The organism is Nostoc sp. (assembly GCF_036916655.1).
Taxonomy (GTDB): domain Bacteria; phylum Cyanobacteriota; class Cyanobacteriia; order Cyanobacteriales; family Nostocaceae; genus Nostoc.
In genome coordinates, this window is sequence record NZ_JBALFY010000064.1 from 274474 (window position 1) to 296142 (window position 21669).

Sequence of the window (21669 nt, forward strand, 5' to 3'; positions counted from 1 at the left end):
GATCTCGGTTTGCTGCTTCTAACTGAGCCGGACTAGATAACGCTAGCGCCTTAGGAATCAGAGGAATGAGTTCCAAAGCTGTATACATTGAAACAAGGGCTGTCAAGGCTTTGACTAAACCTGACAACCAATAAGTCGGATACCATAATGTCCAGATATCCATCAGGTGTCCGGTGCCACAGGCAATAATGAAAGCACCAAACATCAAAAATATCCAGTTAAATGGAATGTCGCGTCGTTTAGAGACAAAGTAGACAAGCAAGCAGGGAATAGAGAAGTAGGACAATGCAATTACACTATCAGAAAGTATATGCAGCCAGACCAATGCTGGTTTCCAAAGATAGCAATGTCCATGTGGAATAAAGTCGTTTGAATCCAAAAGGGGATGAAGTAAATTTAGCATCTTGAAGCCTCTTCTCAACTTCTTGAATGTGATTCAACTTTTGCCTGGCTCATCATCTTGAGAAATGACTGGCATTGGCAATGCAATCCGAACAATAGTCTGTTCGCCAGGTATGCTCTCGATGGTGAACTCTCCTCCATACAATTCAATTAAGCGCTTAGAAGTAATTAGCCCTAATCCAGCACCATTCTGTTCATACAACTTATGATTAAACTGTATATAAGCACCTACACTCGCAATTTGCTCAGAGGTCATACCACGACCGTAATCGATCACATAGAGCGAATAAAGGTTATTGCTCGGAACACCAATGACACTGACTTTAGAACCAGACTGAGAAAATTTGAAAGCATTGTTAATCAATTCTTTGATAACTTTCTTGAGACTTGCAGATGGAATCTGTACAGCTTCATCTTGTAGATCAATCTCTAAATCTAGTGTTCGCTGTGCATTCTCGGCTTCCTGATATGCAGTCTCTTCAACTATCATTTTAAGAAAGGTATGAGGCGCATATTCTCGGATACCAGCAACTTTTTCTGCATCGGATAGGGTTACTTCCAGTTTGGCATAGAGCAAAAAGTTTTGGGTCAAGCCATAAAGCCGTTTGCCAGATGTATAAACTGTCTCCATCATTTCTAATTTCTCAGTATCCGGTGTAGAGTCCCATTCTTCCATTAATAACTGTGGTAATGCAATAATACTTTGCAAAGGCGTATGCAGTTCATGGGGTAATGACACTGTAATCGTGTTGCAAAGCTGCTGAAATTTCACCTGATTCTTTTGAGCAATGATCGTTTGCTTTTTGAACTGAACCTCAATTGCTCGCCGGAGTTCAGCGGGAGTGAAGGGTTTGGTTAGATAGTCATCCGCACCCAATTCCATTCCCTGCCGGAAGTCAGTTCTATCGGCTTTGGCGGTGAGAAAAATGACGGGAATGCCTGCCATTTGCGGATCTTGACGGAGCGAGTCGATAAACTCATAGCCATTCAACTCAGGCATCATGACATCGCAAATAATCAAATCTGGCATCTCTTCTTTTGCTCTTTGTAAGCCAATCAAGCCATTCTCAGCCGCAGTTCGATAAAACCCTTCAAACCCCAAAATTGAGACAATATTCTCCCGAACTTGAGGTTCATCTTCCACAACTAAAATCTTTTTTATAGTAGATTGCACGATTATTTCTCCTTATGCTGCTAAAACAAGGTCTTTGATCGATTCGTTCTCAGTTTCATAACTCTTTCTGGTTTGCTTCAGGGGAAGCGTAACCGTGAAGGTTGTGCCGATTCCTACATGACTGTCTACCTTGATTTCACCACCATGTATATCGACACATTTGCGGACGATCGCCAGCCCTAAACCAGTACCAGGAATGCGTCCTACATTCTTGGCGCGGTGAAACGACTCAAATAAAAAGGCTTGGTCTTCAACGGGAATGCCAATGCCTCGATCTTGAATTTGAAAGGCAACGCTTTCTGATTGCAAAACCAATTTGAAGTAGATTGCGCTTCCTGGCTCGGAATACTTGACTGCATTCGTTAGCAAGTTAGACAGAATTCTTTGGAGTAATTTCTCATCCAGTTGAGGGTTATTACGATTCTGATGCTGACGGATTTTATGTCGAAGCAGCGGATCTTTAGAGAGCGAAGCATATGGATTAAAGATTAGCCCAGGAGCGCAGAGAGCTTGACTCGAATGCTTCGCCATTTTCAGAGCCAAACACAAAGTCAGATAGAACCAGCTACGACTAACTGATTTACGCTCATCGATAATAGACAGATTAATTATGTGTTGAGGAGCGCTGATCTGCATTTCCTCCACTAAATTGTGACAAAATTGCAAGATATTGACGGGTGCTGGCTTAAACTCCAGCCCGTTAAGGTCTGCTTGGTTAATCATCAACACATCGTCTATTAGTTGGGTGATATGATTGATCGACTTTTGGACATGCTGAAACTGCTTTTGGCTTTGGGCTGCATTGAGGCGGTGTCCATAATCTTCTAGGATACCAATGGAAGACGACACAACCGCTAGGGGGGTACGAAACTCGTGAGAAGCCATTGAGATAAAGCGCGACTTTAATTCATTTAGTTCTCGCTCTTTCTCCAGTGCTTTACGCATATCGGCTTCTGCTTGTTTTCGCTCGGTGATATCTCGACAGGTAAGCACAATGCCCTCTATATTGGGGTCATCTAAAAGGTTTTTGACAATTACCTCAAAGTCTCGCCAGCAACCATCTGTATGACGCAAACGGAATTCTGCCGTCACATCAAGGGCTGGATTGTCAAAGGTATAGCCGAAGAGATTTTCAGCTACTAATTGGTCGTCAGGATGTACCAGTTTCGCAAGATTTTCTGCCATCCAATCCTCTGGCTTGCATCCAAGGATGTTAGTGATAGAGGAACTGACATAGGTAATTTGTCCATTGCCTTCAAGTGTGGCAATGATATTAGAAACATTTTGGAACAGAGAGCGAAATCGTTCTTCGCTTTTTTCTATTTTCTCTAGTGCTTTAGCTTTGATTGCCAGTTTGATGCTGATTTGTTGGGTGACAAATGAGGCAATTAAAGCCAGGATTAAAATGACTATTGTTGCAGCCCCAATTGCAATAGCCAGACTAGATACATCTATTAGGTGGCTAGAACTCTCGATCGATGTCTCAGCCGTTGGATGAAAGCAGACAGCCTCCATTGCCGTATAGTGCATTCCGCAGATTGCAGCCCCCATAATGACGCTACTACTGATTTTTCGCAATTTGCCGATTGGATTTACTTCCCCTTTAATTCGGAATGTCATCCAGAGAGCGATGATAGAAGCACATAGGGCAAAGACGATCGAGGCAATAATAAGCAGCAAATTATAGTGAGCCGTTCCCTCAAGTCTCATGGCTGCCATACCGCTGTAGTGCATTGCGCCAACTCCACTTCCCAGAACAATTCCACCTATGACTAGATTGAAGGTTGTCTCTCGGTAACTGGTAATAAACAATGCTCCTCCTGATGCGACGATCGCTAACATCAGGGACAAAAGCACAACGGGTAGATCGTAAAAAACTGGTGTAGGAAGCTGGTAAGCCAGCATAGCAATAAAGTGCATTGACCAAATTCCAATGCCCATTGCAGCCGCACCTCCAGCAAGCCAAAAAAGACGTGCCAGATTACGAACTGCCATGATTCGTCCTGCTAGGTTAAGTGCTGTATAAGCAGCAAAGACAGAAATGCAGAATGAAAGGATTACGAGGCGAATATCGTAGGTTGCCGTCATAGTTAAAGCCTGAACAATGAGAGTGGAGTTGAATTTAAAACTCTACTCTTTAAAATTAGGCCCAGAAGATTGCTTGTAAAAGAGAGTAATCCCTTAATCTCTGATGGATTTTGCTTTTGCTGCCTTGTTTACTTAAGTGCATCAAGAGGAATTTTTACTAGCAATGGGGAAATTACTAGATGTTAAATACTGTTTTCGTAGAAGTACTGAAAAACTCACCCAAAAGCAACCTGAGAAATAAATTGCCCTATACTAACAACAGGTAGTAGCTTGACTTTTAAACCCGGTAAAAAATTAACAAGCAAACGTCAAGCAATTAGGTGTTTTCAGTATAAGTCAAGAAAGTGCTTTTGGAGAATAAGTAGGTAGGCGTGAATATTTATCGTTGAGACAAGGCAGAAGGCAGAAGGCGGAAGGCAGAAGGGAAGAAAGTTTCAAGCAAGTTTACTTTTCGTTACATATTTCGGTTTTTTTGCACTTTTCTACTTAGGTTAGACTGAATTGTTACAACAATCTCTGGGTGGTGTTCTGGTTTTACCCTGAATCACCCGATGTTTCTGATCCCACTATTGCGGCTGGAAAGGTTATGTTCTTGCCCCACTCATTTCTGCTAAGGCTTTCCCTAGAAAACACGATCGCACCGCCGCCCATCACAGTTACGCCAGATGTGCTGGTGACAGAGGCGATCGCACTTTTGAATTCCAGTTCTGGCAACTTCGATCCCGGTATGGGCGCTAACGACTGCACAGGCTGTTTAGCTGTAGTCAGTGAAAACCAACTGGTGGGACTGTTCAGCGAACGAGTGGTGACACGTCTGGTTGCCAGTGGGCGATCGCTTGCTGGAGTCACTTTAGCAGAGGTGATTGAACCACCAGCGATCGCCTTACGGCCATCTGAGTTAACTAACCCTGAGGTTGCCCTGAACCTCTTACAAAAACACCAGATTCAGCACTTGCCGATATTAGACGACAATGGGCAGTTACTAGGGCTGCTGACCTACGAAAGTTTATGCCGTTTACTGCAACCTGTAGAACCCGATCGGCCAGATGAGGCATCAATCGCCGCTTTGAAACTTCAGACAGAGCGATCGCAGCTTTTAATGGCAGTCTCAACGCGGATTCGGGCTTCGCTGAGTTTGGCGGAAACACTTGATGCCACGGTGTCTGAAGTGCGGCAGTTTTTGGGTTGCGATCGCGTGTCGGTCTATCACTTTTTGGAAAATGGGCAGTTCCAGGTAGTAGCAGAGTCCCTCGCCGCCGGTCAACGTTCCTTTGTCAGTGAAGAGATTTACGATCCTTGCTTTGCTTTAGATTGGGCAGATCGATATGGCCAAGGACGAGTGCTAGTGGTTCCCGATATCTATACGGCAGGGATGACCCCCTGCCATGTTGAGTTATTGGAGCATTTGCAGATTAGAGCGAAAATTCTAGTGCCGGCGATCGTTAACAACCAATTTTGGGGACTGGTTAGCGCCAGTGAGTCGGCTGTGCCGCGTGATTGGCAACCGACTGAGGTCACATTTTTAGAACAACTTGGCATTCAGGTGGCGATCGCCATTCAACACAGCGAAACGGCGACCCGATTCCAGCAAAAGCGACAAGAGCTTACCGCATTATTAGATCGTTCCCCTGACGTGATTTTTCGGCTTGATCGAGACTTACACTACCTCTATCTCAACGCCGCTGTTGAAGTGGAGTTGGGCTATGCGCCTGAAGCGCTGATTGGTCAACCACTGCTTGCTGCCACCTTTGCCCCAGAACACTTTGCTGAGTGGCAAACTCTCACTCAACGAGTAGCAGCAACCCATCAAGAACAAACGATTGAATATCAACTTCGCCTTCACTCGCGCTCCATCTGGTTTCAAACCCGTGTCGTTCCAGAATATGATATGGATGGAACGGTCACGTCGTTTTTGTGCGTGGCGCGCAATATCACCCAAAAGAAGCAAGCTGAAGCTAGACAAGCTGCCTATATCAACGTCTTGCTAGAGTGGCAAAACCGCCATCATGCTGCCCAACTAGCCACTAAGCAAGTGCTGTATGAATGGGATACATCCTCCGATCGCGTAACGTGGGGCATCAATGCCGATCAAGTGTTTGGCTATAGCGCCTCTGAAATGCCCCAGACATCAGCTGATTGGTTTGCCAGCATTCATCCAGAGGATGAGAAACGGGTGCAAACGGCCGCCGCAGAGTATTTTGAACATCAAGGACATCTCTACTTGCAATATCGGTGGCAACATCAGGCTGGCCATTACATCTGGATTGAAGCTCAGGCACAGTTTTTTGCAGATGCTAACGGCAACTTAACTCAGATTATCGGGTATGTCACTGATATTAACGAGAGGAAAAGGTTAGAAGCCGAACGCACGCAGCTAGAAACTGCCCTCAGAGAAAGTGAAGCCCAACTCCGACAAATTTTTGACAACAGTCAGGATGTGTTTTTTCTCAAATCCCTCGATGGTAAGCAGATGATTTATACCAGCCTAGCCTGGGAATATCTTTACCAAACGCCATTGCAGCAAACCTATGACAATCCTCAAGCTTGGCTCGATTTTATTCATCCAGACGATCGCGATGGCGTAGTCACGTTTAACCAGCAAGCTTGTCAAGGGAAAGAGGTTTGCTCCTTTGCCTATCGGATTATCCGTCCCGATAACTCCATTCGCTGGCTCTGGAACCGCAGCTTTCCGATTCGCAACGAAGCTGGAGAGATTTACCGTCTTGCTGGGGCCAACATCGATATTACTGAGCAAAAAAAACTGGAACTGGAATTAAGCGTAGTCAAAGAACGCTATCAACTCGCCATTCGGGGTATCGGCGAAGGAGTTTGGGATTGGGATATTGTCAGTGATCGCGTCATTGCCAGCGATCGCTATTGGGAAATTTTAGGCTACTCACCCCCAGCCAAAAACGCCTGCAAGTTTGCCTATGAGGTGCTTAGGGAAGAGATCCATCCCGACGATTGCGATCTGATGCAACTAGCCTTAAAAGGCCACCTAGAAGACCATTTGCCCTATGAAGTAGAATTTCGCAGACGTAAGCAATCCGGTGAGTATATTTGGTGTCGTTCTCGTGGAGAGGCAATCCGCGATCAAACTGGCAAGCCGATTCGCATGGTGGGAGCGATCGCAGATATCACAGAACGGAAAGTAATGGCAACTGCTCTACAAGCTAGTGAAGAAATGTTGCGCCAGGTGGTCAATACAGTTCCGGGAGTGGTTTATACCTATTGCCGTTCTGTGGATGGAACGAAAAGTTTTCGATTTATTAGCCAAGGTATTATCAAGCTTTGCGATCGCACCCCAGAGGAAATCCTCAACGACTCCCAAGTGCTTTGGCATCTCATCGTTCCAGAGGATGGAGAGAGGGTGCGGGATTTGATTGATCAATCTGCGGCAATGCTCACCCCTTGGACGGCGGAGTTTCGCCTGATAACTGCTAGCGGGGTCTTAAAATGGATTTCCGGTCATTCCATCCCCTCCCGACAAGCAGATGGTAGCATTATTTGGCACGGCATTCTAATTGATATTAGCGAAAAAGCACAGCTAGAAGCCGAACTGCGTCAACAGGAAGAATTTCTCCGTAGCATCTACACAGGAGCAGAACTGGCAATTTTTGTGATTGAGGTGAGCATAGATCAAGAATTTCGCTTCGTGGAATTCAACCCTGTGGCTGAACGATACGGCTTAGTTACCTGCGAAGAAATTCAGGGTAAAACGCCAGAGGAAGTATTTGGTGAGGCAGTCGGTTCAGCAGTCCGGCAAAAGTATGCCCTATGTCTAAAATCGGGTCAGAAGATCAGCTATGAAGAATATCTTCCTTTTCCAGGGGGTTCAATTTGGACACTCACCAACCTATTTCCAATCTGGAGCGAAGCGGGAAATATCCATCGCATCATTGGTACAGCTATTGATATCACCGATCGCAAACAGGCTGAAGCCGCTCTGCGAGCGAGCGAACAAACCTTAAGTCAGATCATGAATAGCGTGCCTGGAGCGGTTTTTAAATATCGGCGGTTGGCGGAGGCGGCAGATGGTTTTGTGTTTATCAGCCAGGGCATTGTCGATCTGTATGAGCATACACCAGAGGAAATCCTCAACAATGGAGCAATCGCCTGGGATATCGTCCTACCCGAAGATATAGAGCAGATGAGTGCTTCGAGCGACCGATCGGCGGCAACCCTCGAACCGTGGGAAATGGAGTTTCGCATCCGAACTGCCAGCGGCGTCTTGAAGTGGATTTTAGGACATTCTATCCCCACCCAAGAAGAGGATGGCAGTATTATCTGGTGTGGCATTCTCACCGATATTAGCGATCGCAAACAAGCCGAGCTAGAACGCCAGCGCAGCGAAGCTCTGCTTCAGGCATTTATCGCAGCCTCTCCAGTTGGGCTAACCCTGTTCGATCGGGAACTGCGCTACCTCTATGCCAACGAGGCATTAGCCAAAATCAACGACCTGCCGTTAAGTGAGCATTTGGGACGCACCTTATGGGAAGTTTTTCCAGAAATGGCATCTCAGTTTGCTCCCATGCTGCTCCAGGTTATAGAAACCCAAGTGCCAGTTCTGAATCTGGAGTTTAGTGGTGAGGTCAAGCCGGGTGCATTTCGCAACGCCATCTCCAATCACTATCCCGTTTGTTTACCCAATGGGGAAGTAATCGGCGTTGGCGTATCCGTGATGGACATCACCGAACAAAAACAAACCGAAGTTGCTCTGCAAACAAGTGAGCAAATGCTGCGTCAACTTACTAATATGGTGCCTGGAGCCGTCTATAAATATCAGCGCTTGCCGGATGGGTCAAACAACTTGCTCTTTATGAGCGAAGGTATTGTCGATTTGTATGAATATACGCCAGAGGAACTCCTCAAGGATATACAAATCGTGTGGGATATGATTTTGCCAGAAGATATAGAACAAATCGGCGCTTCCATAAATCGATCGGCTGCAACGCTCGATGTATGGGAGATGGAGTTTCGCATCAGAACTCCTAGCGGCATCTTGAAGTGGATTTCAGGACATTCTATTCCCTCCCGACAAGCAGATGGCAGTATTATTTGGTTTGGCATCCTCACAGATATAAGCGATCGCAAACAAGCCGAGCTAGCGCTTCAAGCAAGCGAACGGCGTTATCTAAACTTGGCTGAACTATCACCAGTTGGCATTTTCCACACCGATCCGAGCGGAGACTGTAAATATGTCAATTCCCGCTGGTGTCAACTAGCAGGGCTATCCTTCAAGGAGGCAATGGACATGGGGTGGAAACGAGCATTGCACCCCGAAGACCGCGATTGGGTCTTTCTCAACTGGCAGAGAGCTACCCAATCGCAAACTCCCTTTTTAATGGAGTGTCGCTTTCAGAGACCAGATGGAAAGGTGCATTGGCTGATCTGTCTGGCGATCGTTGAAACTGATACCTCTGGCAATGTAATTGGCTATATAGGAACTATCACTGACATCACTGAGCGCAAATACTCTGAACAAGCTCTGCAAGAAAGCGAACAACGCTACCGCGACCTGGCAGAAGCAATGCCCCAGATGGTCTGGTTGGCAGATGAAACAGGTGCCGTTAACTACTTTAACCAACGCTGGTATGACTACACGGGGCAAAGTCAAGCTGAGGCAATGGGATTGGGCAAAGCAGCAGCGATTCATCCCGATGAGCGCGATCGCACCCTCCAGAAATGGGAAGAAGCCATCACAACGGGCAAGTTATTTGAGATCGAATATCGTGTCCGTCATCATCAGGGACTATACAGCTGGTTTCTGGCGCGGGGAGTGCCAATCCAAAACCTAGCAGGAGAAATTACAGGCTGGGTCGGCACAATTACCGATATTGATGACTTTAAACGCGCAGAACTGGCACGAAAACAAAGCGAAGCCCGTTTCCGTGCTGTGTTTGAGCAGGCAGCAGTGGGAATTGTGGAAATGGATGCGGTAGGTCGATTTTTGCAGGTTAATCGCCGTATTTGCGACCAATTAGGCTATACGGAAGCAGAAATGCTGGGGCTAAACTTCCAGAGCCTCATACCCAGACCAGATGTTTTAAAGTTCTATTTAAACTACTGGCAAGAGCTTTTCGCCAAAAAGATTGATTCCTTTTCGCTGGAAAAATGTGTGCTTCACAAAAACGGAGAGCTACGCTGGTGCAACATTACGGTGGCTTCAGTCTGTGATGCAGATAAAACCGTAAATTATTGCATTGGTGTAATTCAAGATATTCAGGATCGCAAACAGGCAGAACTGGCACTACAAGAGCTTAACCAGGAGCTAGAAGCCAGAATTGCTCGACGCACGGCAGCATTGAGTGAGAGTGAGGTGCGCTATCGGTCTTTGTTTGAACAGGCAGCTGTCGGCATTAACCAATGTGACTTATCAGGACGCTATATCCAAGTCAATCAACGCTTTTGCGATCTGACTGGCTATACTCAATCTGAGCTACTGGATATGTCTTGGCAAGACTTGATCCATCTAGAAGATATGGAAGTAATCCAAGGTGAGTTGGCTCATTTACATCACGGTGAGTTGGCATTGATAACCCCTGAAATCCGCTATATCCGCAAAGATCGTCGGCTACAATGGGTTAGTCTGACAGTATCGATGCTGTACAATGCTGCGGGTACACTCATTGGCGACTTGGCGGTGGTGGAAGACATTAGCGATCGCAAGCATATTGAGCAACAACTGCAAAACAGCGAAAAGCGCCTCAAAGAAATTATTTCTAAGACAGTTGATGGCATCTTGATTCTGAATTCCCAAGGACAGATTATTTTCAGCAATCCGGCTGCCGATCGAATTTTCAATTACCAAAAGCCAGACTACCAGGGTGCGGATTTGGGAATTTCCATCACGCTCCAAAAGACGTTTGAAATGGAGATTCCGCATCCCACCGGCAGGGTGACTACAGTTGAAGTGCGCGTTGAGGAAATTACCTGGCAGGATCATCAAGCCTTTCTAGCCGCAATCCGAGATATCAGCCACCGCAAGCAAACTGAAATCGCTCTGCAAGCAAGCGAGCTTTCCTATCGCACCCTGGCTGAAAACCTACCGGGAATTGTCTACAAGCTGTATCCTGCTCAAAATAATACATTTGTCTTTTTTAACGATCGCTTAACGACGTTATTCCAGCTTGAACCGATAGATATCGCCAATCAAGGCGCTCTCTGCCCAGTCAACTCGCTAATTGTGCCAGAAGACCGCGATCGCGTTATCGAAGTAATTCAAGCCGCGATCGTCCATCAACAGCCCTTTCAGGTCGAATATTGCATTCAGATCCCCGCAACCCAAGAAAAACGATATTTGCTTGAGCAAGGCAGCACCGTAACCGACGACATTGGACAAGCGTTGCATATTGTTGGCATTATTTTTGATGTCACAGAAATCAAACAGACTGAAGAAAAACTTCGGAAAATTAATGAACGACTGACTATTGCCAATGCGGAACTCGCACGAGCAACCCGCCTCAAAGACGAATTTCTGGCAAACATGAGCCACGAACTTCGTACCCCTCTGAACTCCATCCTGGGACTGTCTGAAGTCTTGCAAGAAAGAACCTATGGCAATTTAACCGAGCAACAACACCACGCCTTAACCACAATTCAAACCAACGGTCAGCATTTATTAGAGCTAATTAATGACATTCTCGATCTAGCCAAAATCGAATCCGGCAAGCTAGATCTACAAATGACAACCGTTTCAGTTCAGCAACTTTGTCGAAGCACAATTCCTTTTATCCAACAGCAAGCCTTCAAAAAGCAAATTAGTTTTACCCTTGAACTGTCTCCCGATCTGACTTACATCGAGTTAGATGAACGACTTATCCGGCAGGTATTGATCAACCTGCTGACCAATGCCATCAAGTTTACACCCAACGGTGGTGCTGTCATATTAAAAGTGCAAGGCAATGCAGCAGAACAAACATTGAGCTTCAGTGCGATCGATACTGGCATTGGGATTGCTCCAGAAAACATTGACAAGCTGTTTCAGCCGTTTGTTCAAATCGATAGCAATTTGTCTCGGCGTTATGCTGGTACAGGGTTAGGTTTAGCCTTAGTCCGACGCATTATCGAGCTACACAAAGGCTCCATCACGGTTCGCAGCACTGTCGATCAGGGCAGCCAATTTACAGTAGTGCTTCCCTGGAAACACGTCAACCCGCCCAACTCAAACAAGCCTCTCGCTCGCACCGCTGCTGTTGCCCAAATTGCTTCAGAATTCTTACCTATAGAAACAAAGAATATAGCAGAGAAACCTGTCGTTCTACTGGTAGACGATAACCTGGATAACATTGAGACGCTAAAAGCCTATTTAGAATTGAAAGGGTTTAATATTGTAGTTGCCCACAATGGTTTGCAAGCGATTAATCTCACCCAAACGCAGTCCTTCAACTTGATTTTGATGGATATTCAAATGCCAGAGATGAATGGGCTAGAAGCGATTCGCCAAATTCGATTGCAGGAGCAAAACAAGCACATTCCCATCCTGGCGGTAACGGCTTTAGCTATGTCGGGGGATAAACAACAGTGTTTAGCTGCTGGAGCGAATGATTATTTGACCAAACCCATCAGTCCCATCCATCTCGTCAACGTGATGAAGAAATATCTCCAGTTGTCGTCACTGAATATGTCTGATAGTGAGGGGAGAGTTTAAAAGTTATCAAAGAAGACAGGAGGAAAATGCCAAGGGAGGCGGAGCAGCTCCGCCTCTGCTCTGTAACAGCCTGCGACCTGACGGGTCTTGGGTTTAAGACCCCGCCGTTAGACGGCGCTTACAATTGGGAGAGGATTCAGACCTCCCCCAATTGTTCCTCCTGCCTCCTGCCTCCTTCAACTTTGCTCGGTGTGTTTGACGATTGTTCGTAGATGAGTGGATAGTGTTGGAAAAAGTGTTACAAATGGATAAACAAAAGTGTTACAAATAGAAGCCGTAACTATAGATAAATGTGTGAATTTACGTAATACTTACAAATAACAAGTATGTATTACATTCGCCAATAGTATCATGAGTGAATTTGAAATAGTCAATCAAGAACTGACGATTCTGTTAGTGGATGACGAACCCGATAACTTTGAAGTCATCAGCGGCATTCTGTACAATTCTGGCTATCGTTTGGGATATGCATCCAGTGGTGTTAGTGCCTTAGAACGGCTAAAAAAGAGTCAGCCTGATGTGATTTTGCTTGATGTGATGATGCCAGAGTTAGATGGCATTGAGGTGTGCTGTCGCATCAAGGCTAATCCAAATTGGAAGCATATTCCGATCGTTATGGTCACTGCATTGAATGCGAAAGAAGATTTAGCTCGTTGCCTCGAAGCTGGAGCCGATGATTTTCTGAGTAAGCCTGTAAGTGCAGTAGAGTTACGCGCCAGAATTGGCTCGATGCTCCGTATTAAGCAACAGTATGATGCCCTCAAAGCCTCTCTGCAACTGCGATTGGACATGGCAAATATGATTGTGCATGATTTGCGTAATCCTCTGACCAGCATTCTTCTATCCTGTGAAATGCTAGATCGAGCGAATTTGCCCGATCAATATCAAACTCGGATCAATCGCATAAAAATAGCGGAACAACAGTTGCGATCGCTAACCGAAAGCCTACTGCTAATGGCAAAACTAGAGTCAGGAAAAATGATCCTGAATCTTGAGGAAATTGAGCTGAGTCAGCTTGTTAATACTTGTATTAGCGATATGCAGGCGATCGCAGGGCAGAAAATGATTCAGATGATTCCCGATCTCCCAGAACTCGAAAGACCCATTTGCGCCGATAAGCTCGTGATGCGTCGAGTTTTAGACAATTTATTGTTAAATGCGATTAAATTTTCTCCGTCAAAAAGTCAAGTCACAGTGCAAATCAATTATTTAGACGACCTGATAACCCAGATTCGAGTGATTGATATGGGTGTTGGCATCGCTGATGACCTGAAGCAACGAGTCTTTGAAAAGTATGAAATTGGTACTCCGATGGAAGACATTCATCAAGTTGGCTTAGGGTTGGCATTTTGTCAGATGGCGATCGAAGCTCATGGCGGCAGGATCTCAGTGGAAGATAATCAGCCCCAAGGGTCAGTCATCTTAATAAAAATCAGTAGCCTCCCTCCGGGAGCAAAACACCCTTATTTTTGAAACTGGCCGATCTCTCAGTTTAAGATTAGATTTTTTCATAGTCCAAGCAATAAAATTAATATTAGGTAGTGAGCCGAGATACGGACACTGTTGGCGAATGTACTACATATTTGTATTTATAAATATGTTGAATAGGTTAGAACATTGTCCTGAAGAGGTAGAACAAGGAACCGACAGTCGTGATCATAAAATTGGGCATTCTTCAGCAGAAATTGAAAGCCTATTTGTAAGTATATTTTAAAATCTTACTCAAAAAAACCACGAAAAATTATTTTGGACTTAGATGTAACCGATGATTTAGTACACGGCAATCAGGAGCAAGTTTTCTTCAATACTTGTTACGGAGGATACTGCTATGCTCCACTTTATATTTTCTGTGGAAAATATTTGTTAGTAGCCAAACTTAGACCTTTAAATGTAGATCCAGCAGCCGGGGCATTATCACAACTACAGAGAGTGATTAAACAAATACGGCAACAATGGAAGAACGTTGAGATTTTAGTACGTGGGATAGTGCCTACTATCGGGACGACATCAAAGTAACAAAAGTATGAGCTTGAACTGATAATTGGTGCTTTTGATACCAGGCATAAGCGTTGTCTGCTACTACCTGCCCTGCTGATAAATTCATCCTGTGCTGATACTTGTTCCCCAGCCAGTAGTGTTTCCCTGCTTGCAGACTATCTACGTCTTGTCCTTGATCCCATGTACATATAGGTAATAATCTGTGAGCGCAGTAAGCAGCAAAAATTCCTGATTTTGTCAGGAATTCAGTAGGGTAATTCAAAAAACCTGCCACTGAATTTGATAGTAAACTGCTGATATCAGGAGCAGATTTAATTCCCAAACAGACGATAGGAATATCATTTACTGGTTCAATTTTAAAATCTAAAGCAGAACCAATATCTAAAATTTCCTCAATTTCTAACTCCAAACAAGTCCGTTGCAATGCCAATCGCGAGTTTTGATAAACACGAGAACGCGGCCCGCAGCTGCCGAGTATTACTAAACGTCTAGGACGTTCTAATAAAGAGGTGAGATGCTCTGGTTCACCTATATTAGAAAAAACTGGCAAAGTCGGAATTGTAGAGTGTTTTCCTCTACCTAACTTATTGATAATTTCAGCATATATTTGATTGTTGGTAAGACAGCGATCGCTCAAGCGAACCAGACGCGCAGCTAAATTTCTTTGCAGTGGTGATGTCCAAAACTGACTTGTCCAAATTGAACCAAAAGCATACATTTCATGAAACATCGTTACCAAATGTCGAGAATTAGTAGCTTTTCGCCAACGTTCCAAGCCTTCCACTAACCAAACTGGACAGCCTCGTTTTGCATAACCATAGCCTACATAATGCAAAATAACAGTAGTTATTGGGTGCTGTTCATTGGTTAATAATTTTAAAAGAGCTGTACTAGAGCATTCCGCCACTTGATGAACTGCAAACCCCTCCACAAAAGCTTCACCAGACCAATTAGGATCTCCAATTACAAAGCTGGTCATCCAGCCAAAATCTTGACGCAGTTGCTTTGCTATATTTAACCCATAGTCTCCTACTCCATCAATAGCAGGCATTAGACGGGGAACAATTGCAATGATGGGAGCAATAGGTTGCATTAGAAAATATTTATTGACAGTGGTCAATATTTTATACTGTGATTTGCAATACTGGTGTTAGTATAATTAAAAATATCTTAACAATTCAAAATTTAGCCGGGAAATTTGAGGGTGACAGTACAACCGCTCACTTTCCGCCAAATTCAAAATTTAAGACAGTTTCAAAGGGTGATTTAGCAGAAATTCCAGCCAGTTACTTAGGCAGGTTTCCCAACTTGGGATAACTGGCGTTGAGCGGCGGCTCCAACCACTCAGAACTTTCAAAAACAGATCCCGACAAAAACTGAATGTAGTCGAGTCACCAGAACTCTGAGCTAAATGTTGATGTTGCGGGTCTTAACCCCCTTAATTTCCGATCAATTTTCTTACAGTTCAGCAAAATGTTGACAAAAGTGCTATCTCCAGAATAGTTTGGATAACCATACAAAATAATGCAGATGAAATTTGTCAGTTAGACTTAAACCCTATTATTGAAATTGCGGCAGTGAGTGATGATGAAAAGCCAATATACAAACGTAAATTTGATGTATGCCTCATCCACGAAAACTTCTTTCTATTAGTCACTCCTATGTGGTAAAACTGAACCGCCGACTTGTCAATGAAATAGCCTTTTTGGGAAAAGGAGAATGGGAAGTCACTGCGGTTGCTCCTTCGTTTATACATGGAGATTTACGATCAATACATTTGGAAGCTGATCCTAACGAAATCTGTCACCTAGAAGCAGTACCAGTTTATTTCAGCAAGCCTGCTCACATTTTGACTTATGGTTGCCGACTTAAGGTGATTATGGAGCAAAACTGGGATTTGGTGCATTGTTGGGAAGAGCCTTATATTTTTTCTGGCGGACAAATTGCTTGGTGGACAGAGAGGAAAACTCCACTGGTTTTTTCTAGCTTTCAAAATAAATCTAAGCGATATCCACCTCCATTTAATTGGATTGAACAGTATGCCATAAATCGAGCAACAGGATGGATTACCGGTGGGCAGACCGTTGTAGAAACTTTAAAAGCTCGAAAAGGATATTCACTCCCTATGCGACTTATTCCCCTCGGTGTAGATGTTAACCATTTCTACCCATCAGTTGATTCCAAGCACCAGATTCGTCGATTTCTTGCTTGGGAAGAGAAAGGGACACCTGTTATCGGTTTTCTGGGGCGCTTTGTTCCTGAAAAAGGATTAGATTTACTCATGCAAGTTATAGATAGTTTACAAACTCCTTGGCGAGCTTTGTTTGTCGGTAATGGAGCAATGGAATCATCACTACGAACGTGGGCAAAGCATTATCCTGAACAGGTGCGAATTTGCACAGATGTAAAACATAGTGAAGTTCCCCAATACCTCAATGCTATGGATATACTTGTCGCTCCTAGTCAAACCATCTCTAACTGGCGAGAACAATTTGGGCGAATGCTCATTGAGGCATTTGCCTGTGGTGTTCCTGTAATTGGCAGTGATAGCGGCGAAATTCCTTATGTTATTCAAGATGCTGGTTTAGTAGTTGGTGAAAAGGATGAGTTGGGTTGGGTTGCAGCTATTTCTGAATTACTTAACAGCCCATCAGGTCGCCAAGAACTGGCTACTAAAGGTTTAGAGCGAGCACACACATTGTACGCTTGGACATCTGTTGCCAAACAGCATTTAGAATTTTTTACCGAACTTTTGAATAAATAAAAACAAGTATTTATGAAACTAGCCTTACGTAATTCCATTGCTTATATTTTACGCTCTTTACCTTACTTTAAAGGCAAGTATAGGTTAAGTAAAGTACTTATACCTTTAATGACAAATTATCAATCTGATGAAGAGTGTTTTGTAAAAATTAAAATGCAGCAAGGTAGTATAATGTGTCTTGACTTGCGTAGTCTTTTAGAGCAAAAAGTCTTTTTTTCAGGGGAATATGATGGTGGCATTATTCAGATACTATCTAGACTTTTCCATCCAGGAGTAGTAATTTTTGATGTTGGTGCAAATATTGGACTTTACTCCATATCTTTAGGAGAAAAACTCAAAATAAAAGCCGTTAAATCTCAAATATGGGCTTTTGAACCAGTTGCATCTAATTTTAACCGTCTAGCTAACTTAGTTGAAATCAACCAATTAACGAATATCATTTATCCAGTCAATACTGCCCTTGGAAACCAAGAGGGAGAAATACAACTTTGTATGGTAGATGAACAGAATAACTCATCTACTGGCAATGCTTTTTTATTAAAAAAAGGTCTAGTTAATAAAGAGAAGCCTACTTGCTCATCACCTATCACTAAGCTAGATAACTTTGTTGAAAAAAATAATATTTCAAAATGCGACATTATCAAAGTAGATATTGAAGGTGCTGAAATGGATTTTCTCTTAGGAGGATTGAATTTTATTAAGAAAACTCGCCCAATCATTTATGGTGAGTTTAATCCATATTGGGTACAGCATTTTGGATATTCTTTTGTAGAGATAGCAGAGTTAGTAATTCCTTGGGAATATAAGTTGTACCAACAAGTAGGGCGTAAACATTTTATTGAAATTAAGGAAGTAAAAGCGGGGATTTCAGACGTACTAATGATTCCCAAGGAGAAATTGCCTGACCTATTAGTAAAATTAAATATACTTCAATAGTTTAAATATGTCTACCTACGCATTAATAATATAAGTTAGACATTTAAAAAATATGTTTAAAAAATAAAGTTTTTTATCTAACTTAACAATTACAATACAAAATAGATAAGATGGCTCAAATACAGCTCGCAATTATTTGCGATTACCTTGAAGAAAAATGGCAGAGCATGGATCTCTGTGCTCAGATGTTACTCCAAGAACTGCAAGCTGAACATCTTGCATCTATTCAAGCTATAGAAGTTTGTCCAACATTTAACTGGCGTTGTAAACAAATTCCTCGACTCGGTAAAAAGCATTTTGCCTACAATACCGATCGCCTGATTAACCGATTTTGGGACTATCCCCATTATCTCAACCAACGGTTAGCAGATTTTGATTTATTTCACATTGCTGACCATAGCTATGCTCATTTAGTTCATGTCTTGCCTCCAGACCGCACAGGTGTATACTGTCACGATATTGATGCCTTTCGTTCTTTGGTAGAGCCAGAGCAAGAACCTCGGTCTAAGTGGTATAAAGCGATGTCTCGCAGAATTCTGCGCGGTTTACAATCATGCGCCGTTGTATTTTATTCCACAACAGAAGTCAAAAAACAAATTGAGCATTATCAACTGGTAAAACCATCGCGTCTAGTCTACGCGCCCTATGGTATTGCCCCAGAATTTGGTATTGTTCTTGAGAACGAAACCAATAATGACCAACAAATATTAGGAAAAATAGGTGAAGTCCCTTTTTTACTACATGTCGGTAGTTGCATCCCCCGCAAGCGTATTGACATTCTTTTAGAAGTGTTTGCACAGATACAAGCTATTTATCCAAAATTGCAACTTGTCAAAGTCGGTGGTGAGTGGACACAAAGCCAACAGCAACAAATTGCTCAGTTGAATATCGGCAATTCAATAATTCATTTACAGGGTTTACAGCGTCCAACTATAGCAGCCCTTTATCGACGAGCATCAGCAGTGTTATTAACAAGTGAAGCAGAAGGCTTTGGATTACCTGTTATTGAAGCCTTAGCCTGCGGGGCCATCGCAATTATCAGCGATATTCCTGTACTCCGTGAGGTGGGTGGTGAAGCGGCGGTATACTGCCCAACTACGGATGTGTCAGCTTGGGTAAAGACGTTAGAACAGCTATTACTAAACCCAACTAGCGCCCCTGCAATTAATCTTCGCCTGGCTCAGGCGAAGAGATATTCTTGGTCTGCTCATGCCCAAATTATTGCTCAATCTTATACAAAATTAGCCAGTGATTAAAACTATATGAAAATAGTATTTGTTAACCCAGTAGGGGTAATTGGCGGTGCAGAGAGAGTTTTGCTGACTATCTTAGCTGCACTCTTGATTGCACAGCCAAATATGCAACTACACCTAATAATAGGCACGGATGGGCCATTAAGAGAGCAGGCTAAAAAATTAGGCGTACAGGTAACATTACTGGAAATACCAGAAGAATTTAATCAACTGGGTGACAGTGCCTTTAAAGGTAATAGTAAAGCGATCGCAATATTGATCTTATTATCACAAATAGTCAAAATTTTGCCCAGCATAGGGAAATATCTAAGGGAATTTAATCAATTGGTGCATGAACTCAACCCAGACTTAATTCACTCCAACGGTATTAAGACCCATTTTCTAACTGCATTAGTTGGAGTTAAAGGTATACCTATTGTTTGGCACATTCATGATTTCTACGGCTCACGACCATTAATAGCACAAGCTTTAAAATTGATGAATAATCGCGCCACGTTTGGAATTGCTGTTTCCCAAGCTGTAGCACAAGATGCTAGAACTACACTACCTGGTTTGCCGATAGAAGTAATTTACAATGCCATAGATATAGATTACTTTTCTCCTGCTCCTCAATCTTCTCATCTTCCTCTGCGAGTGGGACTGGTAGCTACTTTTGCTCGTTGGAAAGGTCATGACATTTTTCTAGAAGCAGCATCTCACATAGTGAAAGCGCATCCCAACTTAAACCTTCATTTCTGGATTGTGGGTGAACCCATTTATAAAACTCGCGGTTCCCAATTTTCCCAGCAAGAGTTAAAAAACAAAGCCTCATATCTTGGGATTGCAAGCAAAGTTTCTTTTCTTAGTTTTCAGCAGGACATAGCAGAGATTTACCGTTGGTTAGACATTGTAGTTCATGCCAGCACCCAACCAGAACCATTTGGACTAGCAATAGTAGAAGCTATGGCTTGTGGCAGACCAGTGATAATATCTAAAGCAGGTGGCGCAGCCGAGCTATTTACTCATAACTATGATGCTATTGCTATACCACCAGGAGAACCTATTGCTCTAGCAGCAGCTATCCTAGATTTGCATGACAACCCTGAAAAATGCCAAGTCATATCAGAAAAGGCTAGGCGTACAGTGATAGAAAATTTCAATCACGAACGTTTAAGTCGGCAAATTATGGCAGTTTATAACAAATTTAATTACAAATAGGACTTACGCAACTGGCACAATGAGTCTCGGAACGGCTACGCCGTATCATCAATAATCGAACTAGTTTAAAAAGCTAAAGCTACTTTATTTATCATTTCACCAATTTTTACAATTACCTATATCATTTGGAAATTTCTCTTAGTTTTTATTAGTAAATAAGGTACGTTTTCCCTAGATTTAACTGTGACTTTGAGCGTATCCTAATACAGTTCAGCAAAAAAATTTGTAAGTTGGGTTGAAGAACGAAACCCAACACTCCAATCAATGTTGGATAACGCTTACGCTCAACCCAAGCTACGCAGGTTAAGCTTTTTATGGCTAACACCAAGCGTATTGCAACAGTAATTAGGTTTGATTAGTAGTTTCTTCCATTTTTTTTCTGAGACTAAAAGGCCTCATATCAGTCCAAACTTCCTTAATATATTCAAGACACTCTTGCTTGAAACCACTTTTGCCTACATCTTTCCAACCAAGAGGGTTATCTCTGTCGGCAGGCCAAATAGAGTATTGTTCTTCGTGATTGACTACGACTTTATAAAGTGTAGTATCTTCTTTTTCTTGTTGATACATTTGTTTCTCCAGTCAATTAATAATGGTTACTAAAAGTTGTAAGTCTATATCACAATACGCTTGGCTTTGTGAAAAATTGTCGGTTGGTGAAGCAAAGCACAACCCGACAAAGCCCTGGAAATGTTGGTTTTTCTCTCAATCCAACCTACACAACTTAAAATTTTTGACACTAACCCAATACGCTTAGGTTATATCATATCCGACTTAATACTTGTGTCATTGCAAGCAGAGCATTCAATCGCAAAGGTTTCGGGCTTTTTACATTTTGTTGCATAGCCAGGTTTATTCGTGCTTACCTACTTATATCTATTGACTTCTTGATGCTTCTACCTTCACAGGCTCGTAAACAGGAACCTCAAATAGAAGAATATTTTTACAAAAGTCTATCCATTCGGGAGTTATATTGTCAAAAATCAGATTTTCGTCTTTGAAAATTCCATCTGTGACTATATAGTTGTCTTGTAAATATATAAAATCATCATCAGTTAGTACCCTTTTTACTTCAACTTCCTTACCATCTACTTCTTGCTTTTCTTTCCTTGTATTTTGGGAATTCTCACTCCATTGGTTAAAATGACGTAATTTTTGAAGTGAGTATGCTTTGCAATATTTTCCCATTATTGCCATAGTGTTACCT

General features: G+C 43.0%; 11 protein-coding genes and 2 pseudogenes. 7 read left to right on the forward strand and 6 right to left on the reverse strand.

Annotated elements, in window-relative coordinates; genetic code table 11:
- Position 1: 1 nt before the first annotated feature.
- The 3 genes and pseudogenes from V7L31_RS32655 to V7L31_RS16620 all read right to left on the reverse strand — a co-directional run.
- Positions 2-403 (reverse strand): annotated as a pseudogene (locus tag V7L31_RS32655) (hybrid sensor histidine kinase/response regulator); the annotation flags it as partial.
- A gap of 33 nt (positions 404-436) precedes the next feature.
- Positions 437-1576, reverse strand: coding sequence for a hybrid sensor histidine kinase/response regulator (locus tag V7L31_RS16615; RefSeq protein WP_334697251.1), 1140 nt, complete (start codon positions 1574-1576; stop codon positions 437-439).
- A 12-nt stretch (positions 1577-1588) separates the two neighbouring features.
- The gene (locus V7L31_RS16620; protein WP_334697252.1) at positions 1589-3664 is read right to left on the reverse strand and encodes a sensor histidine kinase; all 2076 of its coding nucleotides are present in this window, start codon (positions 3662-3664) and stop codon (positions 1589-1591) included.
- A 520-nt stretch (positions 3665-4184) separates the two neighbouring features.
- On the opposite strand from V7L31_RS16620, the gene V7L31_RS16625 reads away from it, so the two are divergent.
- The 3 genes and pseudogenes from V7L31_RS16625 to V7L31_RS16635 form a co-directional block, all read left to right on the forward strand.
- Positions 4185-12314 (forward strand): PAS domain S-box protein, encoded by an 8130-nt coding sequence (locus V7L31_RS16625; RefSeq protein ID WP_334697253.1) that lies wholly within the window; start codon positions 4185-4187, stop codon positions 12312-12314.
- 351 nt (positions 12315-12665) lie between these two features.
- A complete protein-coding gene (locus V7L31_RS16630; protein WP_334697254.1) occupies positions 12666-13787 on the forward strand; it encodes a hybrid sensor histidine kinase/response regulator in 1122 nt (373 codons plus the stop codon).
- Positions 13788-13914: 127 nt separating this feature from the next.
- Positions 13915-14323 (forward strand): annotated as a pseudogene (locus V7L31_RS16635) (transposase); the annotation flags it as partial.
- On the opposite strand, the gene V7L31_RS16640 reads toward V7L31_RS16635, so the two are convergent.
- The gene (locus V7L31_RS16640; protein ID WP_334697255.1) at positions 14308-15405 is read right to left on the reverse strand and encodes a glycosyltransferase family 1 protein; all 1098 of its coding nucleotides are present in this window, start codon (positions 15403-15405) and stop codon (positions 14308-14310) included. The pseudogene V7L31_RS16635 and the gene V7L31_RS16640 overlap by 16 nt on opposite strands.
- Positions 15406-15933: 528 nt before the next feature.
- Here V7L31_RS16640 and V7L31_RS16645 point away from each other — a divergent pair.
- The 4 genes from V7L31_RS16645 (at position 15934) to V7L31_RS16660 (ending at position 20462) form a co-directional block, all read left to right on the forward strand.
- On the forward strand, positions 15934-17076 hold the full coding sequence (locus V7L31_RS16645) for a glycosyltransferase family 4 protein (protein WP_334697256.1): 1143 nt from the start codon (positions 15934-15936) through the stop codon (positions 17074-17076).
- 12 nt (positions 17077-17088) lie between these two features.
- Positions 17089-18012: an FkbM family methyltransferase gene (locus tag V7L31_RS16650; protein ID WP_334697257.1), complete on the forward strand. Its 924-nt coding sequence runs from the start codon at positions 17089-17091 to the stop codon at positions 18010-18012.
- A 167-nt stretch (positions 18013-18179) separates the two neighbouring features.
- Positions 18180-19268 (forward strand): glycosyltransferase, encoded by a 1089-nt coding sequence (locus tag V7L31_RS16655; protein ID WP_334697258.1) that lies wholly within the window; start codon positions 18180-18182, stop codon positions 19266-19268.
- Between the two features lie 6 nt (positions 19269-19274).
- A complete protein-coding gene (locus V7L31_RS16660) occupies positions 19275-20462 on the forward strand; it encodes a glycosyltransferase family 4 protein (RefSeq protein WP_334697259.1) in 1188 nt (395 codons plus the stop codon).
- A 345-nt stretch (positions 20463-20807) separates the two neighbouring features.
- Here the strand turns inward: V7L31_RS16660 and V7L31_RS16665 are convergent, their stop codons facing one another.
- A complete protein-coding gene (locus V7L31_RS16665; protein WP_334697260.1) occupies positions 20808-21032 on the reverse strand; it encodes an MbtH family protein in 225 nt (74 codons plus the stop codon).
- Between the two features lie 306 nt (positions 21033-21338).
- Complete coding sequence (locus tag V7L31_RS16670; protein WP_334697261.1) at positions 21339-21659, reverse strand: hypothetical protein; 321 nt, start codon at positions 21657-21659, stop codon at positions 21339-21341.
- Positions 21660-21669: the final 10 nt, after the last annotated feature.